This is a genomic window from Bradyrhizobium sp. HKCCYLRH3061, assembly GCF_051168015.1.
In the GTDB taxonomy this organism is placed as follows: Bacteria; Pseudomonadota; Alphaproteobacteria; order Rhizobiales; family Xanthobacteraceae; genus Bradyrhizobium.
Genome location: NZ_JBNPUE010000022.1, coordinates 113,948 through 120,476 on the forward strand (window position 1 = coordinate 113,948; position 6,529 = coordinate 120,476).

Annotated in this window: 6 protein-coding genes; 5 read left to right on the forward strand and 1 reads right to left on the reverse strand. The window is 65.0% G+C overall.

Annotated features, from left to right (window positions below):
- Positions 1-83: 83 nt before the first annotated feature.
- The gene (locus tag ACQR2C_RS28725) at positions 84-1,157 is read right to left on the reverse strand and encodes a tartrate dehydrogenase (protein WP_434882622.1); all 1,074 of its coding nucleotides are present in this window, start codon (positions 1,155-1,157) and stop codon (positions 84-86) included.
- Between the two features lie 170 nt (positions 1,158-1,327).
- On the opposite strand from ACQR2C_RS28725, the gene ACQR2C_RS28730 reads away from it, so the two are divergent.
- The 5 genes from ACQR2C_RS28730 (at position 1,328) to ACQR2C_RS28750 (ending at position 6,366) form a co-directional block, all read left to right on the forward strand.
- Complete coding sequence (locus ACQR2C_RS28730; RefSeq protein ID WP_434882623.1) at positions 1,328-2,104, forward strand: SDR family oxidoreductase; 777 nt, start codon at positions 1,328-1,330, stop codon at positions 2,102-2,104.
- A 79-nt stretch (positions 2,105-2,183) separates the two neighbouring features.
- Complete coding sequence (locus ACQR2C_RS28735; RefSeq protein ID WP_434882624.1) at positions 2,184-3,608, forward strand: amidase; 1,425 nt, start codon at positions 2,184-2,186, stop codon at positions 3,606-3,608.
- 188 nt (positions 3,609-3,796) lie between these two features.
- Positions 3,797-5,119, forward strand: coding sequence for an MFS transporter (locus ACQR2C_RS28740; protein ID WP_315801343.1), 1,323 nt, complete (start codon positions 3,797-3,799; stop codon positions 5,117-5,119).
- 26 nt (positions 5,120-5,145) lie between these two features.
- On the forward strand, positions 5,146-5,808 hold the full coding sequence (locus tag ACQR2C_RS28745; protein ID WP_434882625.1) for a sulfite oxidase-like oxidoreductase: 663 nt from the start codon (positions 5,146-5,148) through the stop codon (positions 5,806-5,808).
- 192 nt (positions 5,809-6,000) lie between these two features.
- Positions 6,001-6,366, forward strand: coding sequence for a hypothetical protein (locus ACQR2C_RS28750; RefSeq protein WP_315801345.1), 366 nt, complete (start codon positions 6,001-6,003; stop codon positions 6,364-6,366).
- Positions 6,367-6,529 lie beyond the last annotated feature (163 nt).

Consider the following 6,529-nt stretch of genomic DNA (forward strand, 5'->3'; position numbering starts at 1 on the left):
AGGGCGGATTAGCGCAGCGTAATCCGCCATCGCCCAGCGGTAAAGAAGCCGGCGGGTTACGCTGCGCTAACCCGCCCTACCGACTAATCCACCATCTCCGCAACGGCCTTGCCGCACGCCTCGGTATCAGCATTGCCGCCGAGATCCCGCGTCCGCAGCGTCCGCTCCGCCAGCGTGCGCTCGATCGCGCCGACGATCGACTGCGCCGCGGTCTTCTCGCCGAGATGCTCCAGCATCATCGCGCCCGACCAGATCATGCCGATCGGGTTGGCGATCCCCTGCCCCGCGATATCAGGCGCCGAGCCGTGCACCGGCTCGAACACCGACGGGAAGTTGCGCTCCGGATTGATGTTGCCCGACGGCGCGATGCCGATGGTGCCGGTGCAGGCAGGTCCCAGATCGGACAGGATGTCGCCGAACAGATTGGAGCCGACGACGACGTCGAACCAGTCCGGATGCAGCACGAAATTCGCGGTGAGGATGTCGATGTGGTACTTGTCCCACTTCACGCCCGGATAGTTCCTGGCCATCGCCTCGACGCGCTCGTCCCAATACGGCATCGTGATCGAGATGCCGTTCGACTTGGTGGCCGAGGTCAGGTGCTTCTTCGGCCGCGACTGCGCCAGCTCGAAAGCGAATTTGAGGATGCGGTCGACGCCGGTGCGGGTCATCACCGTCTGCTGCGTGACGAACTCGCGGTCAGTGTCAGGAAACATGCGGCCGCCGACCGACGAATACTCGCCTTCCGTGTTCTCGCGCACCACCCAGAAATCGATGTCGCCCGGCTTGCGGTTCGCCAGCGGGCACGGCACGCCTGGCATCAGTCGCACGGGACGCAGATTCACATACTGATCGAACTCGCGGCGGAACTTGATCAGCGAGCCCCACAGCGAGACGTGGTCGGCGATCTTGGCCGGCCAGCCGACGGCACCGAAATAGATCGCGTCATGGCTGCCGATCTGCGTCTTCCAGTCGTCCGGCATCATCTGGCCGTGCTTCTCGTAATAGTCGTAGCTCGAGAAGTCGAAATGATCGAACTGCACCGCGACGCCGTGCTTCTTGGCGGCCGCCTCGATCACGCGAATGCCCTCGGGCATGACCTCCTTGCCGATGCCGTCGCCGGGAATGACTGCGATGCGATAGGGCTTCTTGCTCATCGAGCGGATCCTTGCGTGTTGCGCCGTGTTCCGGCTGAAATCGTCGATCGCCTGAATGGACCAAACGACCGGGAAGCGCAACGCTGCGGTGCAAGATTGACCGCATGGCTGACGCGCAAGACAATCGCACAAGACAATCCGGTCTCCTCCAGAATTCAGCGAGAGCCTTCATGGACCTTCATTTGCGCGGCAAGCGCGTTCTCATCACCGGCGCCTCCAAGGGCATCGGCGCCGCGGCGGCCGAGGCCTTTGCCGAGGAAGGCTGCCACGTCCGGCTCGCGGCGCGCAGCGGCGACCGGCTGTCGGCGCTGGCCGAGCAGCTCCGGTCGAAGCACCAGATCGATGCGGCCGCGCATGTGGTCGACCTGCGCAAATCCGAGGATGTCACGCGGCTCGCGCAGGAGGCCGCGGACATCGACATCCTCGTCAACAATGCCGGCGACATTCCGGGCGGGCCGATCGACAAGATCGACGAGGCGGCGTGGCGCCACGCCTGGGACCTCAAGGTGTTCGGCTTCATCAACCTGACGCGCCTTGTCTATGCTGACATGAAGGCGCGCGGGGGCGGCGTCATCATCAACGACATCGGCGCGGCCGGCGAGAAGTTCGACGCCAATTACATCTGCGGCAGCGCCGGAAACGCCGCGCTGATGGCCTTCACGCGCGCGCTCGGCTCCAAGAGCCTCGCCGACAACATCCGCGTTGTCGGCATCAACCCCGGCCCGGTCGGCACCGACCGGCACGTCACTTTGCTGAAAACCCGCGCCAAGCAGCAGTTCGGCGACGAGAGCCGCTACACGGAATTCCAGAAGAGCCTGCCGCTCGGGCGTCCGGCGCATCCACGCGAGATCGCCGACCTGATGGCGTTCCTGGCGTCCGATCGTGCCGGCTACACCTCCGGCGTGATCTATACCGTCGATGGCGGCATCAGTGCAGGGTGGGGTTGATCGCGGCGACCTTTCCACGTCCGGCGAAACATGGTCTACGACATGGCGCCGGGATGCTTCCAATCAGGAGAACCAAGCTTTGGCCGACCAGGGATTGATCCGCGAGACCGCCTGCGCCGTCGTCGACAAGTTGAAGGCCGGCGAGGTCACCCCGCTCGATTGCCTCGATGCATTGGAAGCGCGCATCACAGCCGTCGACGGCAAGGTGAATGCGCTGCCGACGCTGTGCTTCGATCGCGCGCGCGATCACGCCAAGGCGCTGATGCAGAAGAAGGCCTCTGAACGCGGCCTGCTCGCCGGCATGCCCGTGCCGATCAAGGATCTCACCGACGTCCAGGGCGTACTGACCACGCAGGGCTCGCCGATCTTCAAGGACCGGATTCCGGAACACTCCGATCTCCTGGTCGAGCATCTCGAAGCCAATGGCGGCGTGATCTACGCCAAGTCGAACACGCCGGAGTTCGGCGCCGGCGCCAACACCTTCAACGAGGTGTTCGGTGCGACGCGCAATCCCTGGGATACGTCGCGCTCGGCCGCCGGCTCGTCGGGCGGCGCAGCGGTTGCGCTTGCGACCGGCATGGCGTGGCTGGCGCACGGCTCGGACATGGGCGGCTCGCTGCGCAATCCCGCGAGCTTCTGCGGCATCGTCGGCCTGCGCCCGAGCTTCGGCCGCGTCGCGCATACGCCGGCCGTCGCCATCGACCGCAATCTCGGCGTCCAGGGCCCGATGGCCCGCAATGTCGAGGACCTCGCACTGCTGCTGGACGCGATGAGCGGCGAGCACGCCGCCGACCCGATCTCGCTGCCCTCGCCCGCGACCTCCTTCCTCACCGCCGCCCGCTCCGGCAAGAAGCCGATCCGCGTCGCCTATTCGCCCGATCTCGGCATCACGCCGGTCGATCCCGAAGTGATCGCGGTCACCCGCAAGGCGGCGCAGCGTTTCTCCGAGCTCGGCGTCATCGTCGAGGAGGCGCATCCGGACTTCAGCGAGGCGCATGAATGCTTCCACGTGCTGCGCGCGCTCGACTTCGCGATGAGCAAGCAGGAGCTGCTGCGCACCAAGCGCGACCTGCTCAAGCCCGAAGTGATCTGGAACATCGAGGAAGGGCTGAAGCTCACCGTCGCGCAGATCACCCGCGCCGAGGCGCAGCGCGTGGCGATCACGGCGCGCGCCGTCAAGTTCTTCGAGACCTATGACCTGCTGCTGGCGCCGGCGACCATCGTGCCGCCCTTCCCGGTCGAGAACCGCTACGTCGCCGAATGCGCCGGACAGAAGTTCGACAACTACGTGCAGTGGCTCGGCATCGTCTACGCGATCACGCTCGCCTGCTGCCCGGCGCTGTCGCTGCCATGCGGCTTCACCGCGTCGGGCCTGCCGGTGGGGTTGCAGGTGATCGCGCGGCCGCGCGCTGATGCCAAGCTGCTCGCCGGCGCCAAAGTGCTGGAGGACGTCCTCGGCGTAGCCAGCTCGACCCCGATTGATGCGCGCGCGCCGAAAAGCTGATTTGGTCAGGGGCCTCGTGGGTCGAGAAGACCCCCGTCTGTTGGCGGACTCCATGAGGGGCGGCAGTTCTGCTTTGATTGGCGCAGAGTTCCATGCGCTGAACATGGGACCCATGTCCGTTATCGTCTGTTGGCAATCCCTGCGGCTGCCGTAGAAGGGCCGCAAATCACGCTTGCCGGAGATCGGATATGACAGACCAGGCGATCGAGCCTGCCACCGAGACCACGTCGCTCGCCGACGTCGAGCGCCGCATCAAGGCGATCCTGATCGGCTCGGCCGGCAACCTGGTCGAATGGTACGATTTCTATGCCTATACGGCGTTCGCATTGTATTTCGCGCCGGCCTTCTTTCCATCGAAGGACCCGGTGGTCGAGCAGCTCAACGCCGCTGTCGTGTTCGCCGCGACCTTCCTGATGCGCCCGCTCGGCGGCTGGCTGTTCGGCTATCTCGCCGATCACCACGGCCGGCGGCTGTCGCTGACGGTCTCGGTGCTCTGCATGTGCTTCGGCTCGCTGATCATTGCGGTGACGCCGACCTATGCCACCATCGGCATCGCCGCGCCGATCATCCTGGCGCTCGCCCGCGTCATCGAGGGCCTCAGCCTCGGCGGCGAATATGGTGCCAGCGCCACCTATCTGTCCGAGGTCGCCGACGCCAGGCATCGCGGTTTCTATTCGAGCTTCCAATACGTCACGCTGATCGGCGGCCAGCTCACCGCGATCATCGTGCTCCTGCTGTTGCAGAAGGTGTTCCTGACCCCGGACGAATTGCGGGCCTGGGGCTGGCGCATTCCGTTCGCAATCGGTGCCGGCCTCGCGATCTTCGTCGCGGTGATGCGGCGGAACCTGCACGAGACCGAGGCGTTCGTCGAGGCCAAGAAGACCGTCGGCCCTTCCGGCTCGATCACCGCGCTGTTCAAATATCCGCGGGAGCTCCTGCTGGTGGTCGGCCTGACCGCGGGCGGCACCGCCGCATTCTACACCTTCACCACCTACATGCAGACCTTCGTGAAACTCTCGGTCGGCCTGACAGCGGACCAGACCACGATGGTGATCTTCGGCTCGCTGCTGTTCGCCTGCGTGCTGCAGCCCCTCTATGGGGCGATCTCCGATCGCATCGGCCGCAAGCCGCTGCTGATCTTCTTCGGCGTCGCCGGCACGCTGGCGACGATCCCGATTCTGACCGTGCTGAAGGGCACCAAGGAGCCGTTCACGGCCTTCCTGCTGATCTGCGGCGCCTGGATCTTCACGGCGGGCTACACCTCGATCAACGCGGTGGTGAAGGCCGAGCTGTTTCCGACCAATGTCCGTGCGCTCGGTGTCGGCCTGCCCTACGCGATCACCGTCTCGCTGTTCGGTGGCACCGCGCCGGCGATCGCGCTCTACTTCAAGAGCATTGGGCACGAGACCTGGTTCTATTATTATCTCACCAGCGTGATCTTCCTGTCGCTGCTCATCTATGCGACCATGCGCGATACCAAGCATGCGTCGGCGATGCACAGGCACGAATGAGCAGGGCGAACTGACGAGGGGTGCCGATGGCTGACGAGTCCGGGCTGCCGCCCGAGAGCAAGCTGAGCCGAGCCAAGGAGCGCTGGGCGCGCGAAGGCAAGTTCCTGACCGGCCGCATCGTGCGGCCCGACGACCAGCGCCTGCCGCCGGGCCAGCACCTGACCCGCGACTGGCCGGTGCTCGATCTCGGCCTGACGCCGTCGGTCACATCGGAGCGCTGGCGGCTGGATGTCTATGGCGCGGTGGAAAATCCCCTGTTCTGGGACTGGACTGCCTTCCGCGCCCAGGAGCAGCGCCAGTTCACATCCGACATTCACTGCGTGACGACCTGGTCGCGTTACGACAATCAATGGGAAGGGCTTGCGACGCGCGACCTGCTCGCCGCCTGCCGGCCGCGCGACGGCGCTGATTTCGTCGTGCTGCATTCCTACGACGGCTACACGACCAATCTGACGCTGGAGGATTTCGCCGCCGAGGATGCGCTGCTCGCGCACGGCTGGTCCGGCGCGCCGCTCACCAGAGAGCATGGCGGTCCGGTGCGGGTCGTGGTGCCGCATCTGTATTTCTGGAAGAGCGCAAAGTGGCTGAAGGCGATCGAGTTTCTCGACTCCGACAAACCCGGCTATTGGGAGGTGCGCGGCTATCACAACCGCGGTGATCCCTGGGCCGAGCAGCGCTATTCGGAGTGATCGGGCTCCGCTCAAGCCAGGCCAACGGAGCCGTAGGGTGGGCAAAGACGCGAAGCGTCGTGCCCACCCTCGCCCCGCAAAAAAGAAAAGAATGGTGGGCACGCTTCGCTTTGCCCACCCTACGGACTACATGTTATCGCTTCCGCACCGAAGCGCGGCCACCGCGATATCCGAACGTGCCAGAGACACAACATGGAGTTCACCTCAGAAACCGGCAAAATACCCAAGGGCTATGGGTACCTTCTCAAGCCGAGCGTCATCCTGGCCGCGCTGACCGCACGAGATCTTGGCGGCATTCGCATCCACCTCGTTCGCAGCCACGGCCGGCGTCTGTTCGATGCGCGATATCGGCCGCCGGACGGCGACATTCCATATGAGCGTCTCAACATCAAAGTGGGCACAGCGCACGAGCGCGACTTGCCCCCACTCCGCCGGCAGGCGAAGGACGAAGCTCTTCCCGAGCTGGTCCGATGGATTGCCGATCTCGTCGCGCAGGACCTGCCGACAGCGATCCGGAACGGTGAGCAGGTGATCGAGCTGCTGCCTCAGCGCGAGTGATCGTGGCGGGGCTGGTGAGATTGATCGCGGATCTAGGCTGGCAACAGCCCAACCTCGCAACGCGCGAGCTGGCTAGTTAGTTACTCCGTCATGGCCGGGCTTGTCCCACGGCTGTCCGGTTCAGACAGACTGGACATGGTGCATGGCGTGGATTCTTCTGCGG

Coding starts and splice junctions, on each gene's coding strand:
- ACQR2C_RS28740 (WP_315801343.1), top strand. CDS start 3,797: ATGACAGACCAGGCGATCGAGCCTGCCACCGAGACCACGTCGCTCGCC.
- ACQR2C_RS28745 (WP_434882625.1), top strand. CDS start 5,146: ATGGCTGACGAGTCCGGGCTGCCGCCCGAGAGCAAGCTGAGCCGAGCC.
- ACQR2C_RS28750 (WP_315801345.1), top strand. CDS start 6,001: ATGGAGTTCACCTCAGAAACCGGCAAAATACCCAAGGGCTATGGGTAC.
- ACQR2C_RS28725 (WP_434882622.1), bottom strand. CDS start 1,157: ATGAGCAAGAAGCCCTATCGCATCGCAGTCATTCCCGGCGACGGCATC.
- ACQR2C_RS28730 (WP_434882623.1), top strand. CDS start 1,328: ATGGACCTTCATTTGCGCGGCAAGCGCGTTCTCATCACCGGCGCCTCC.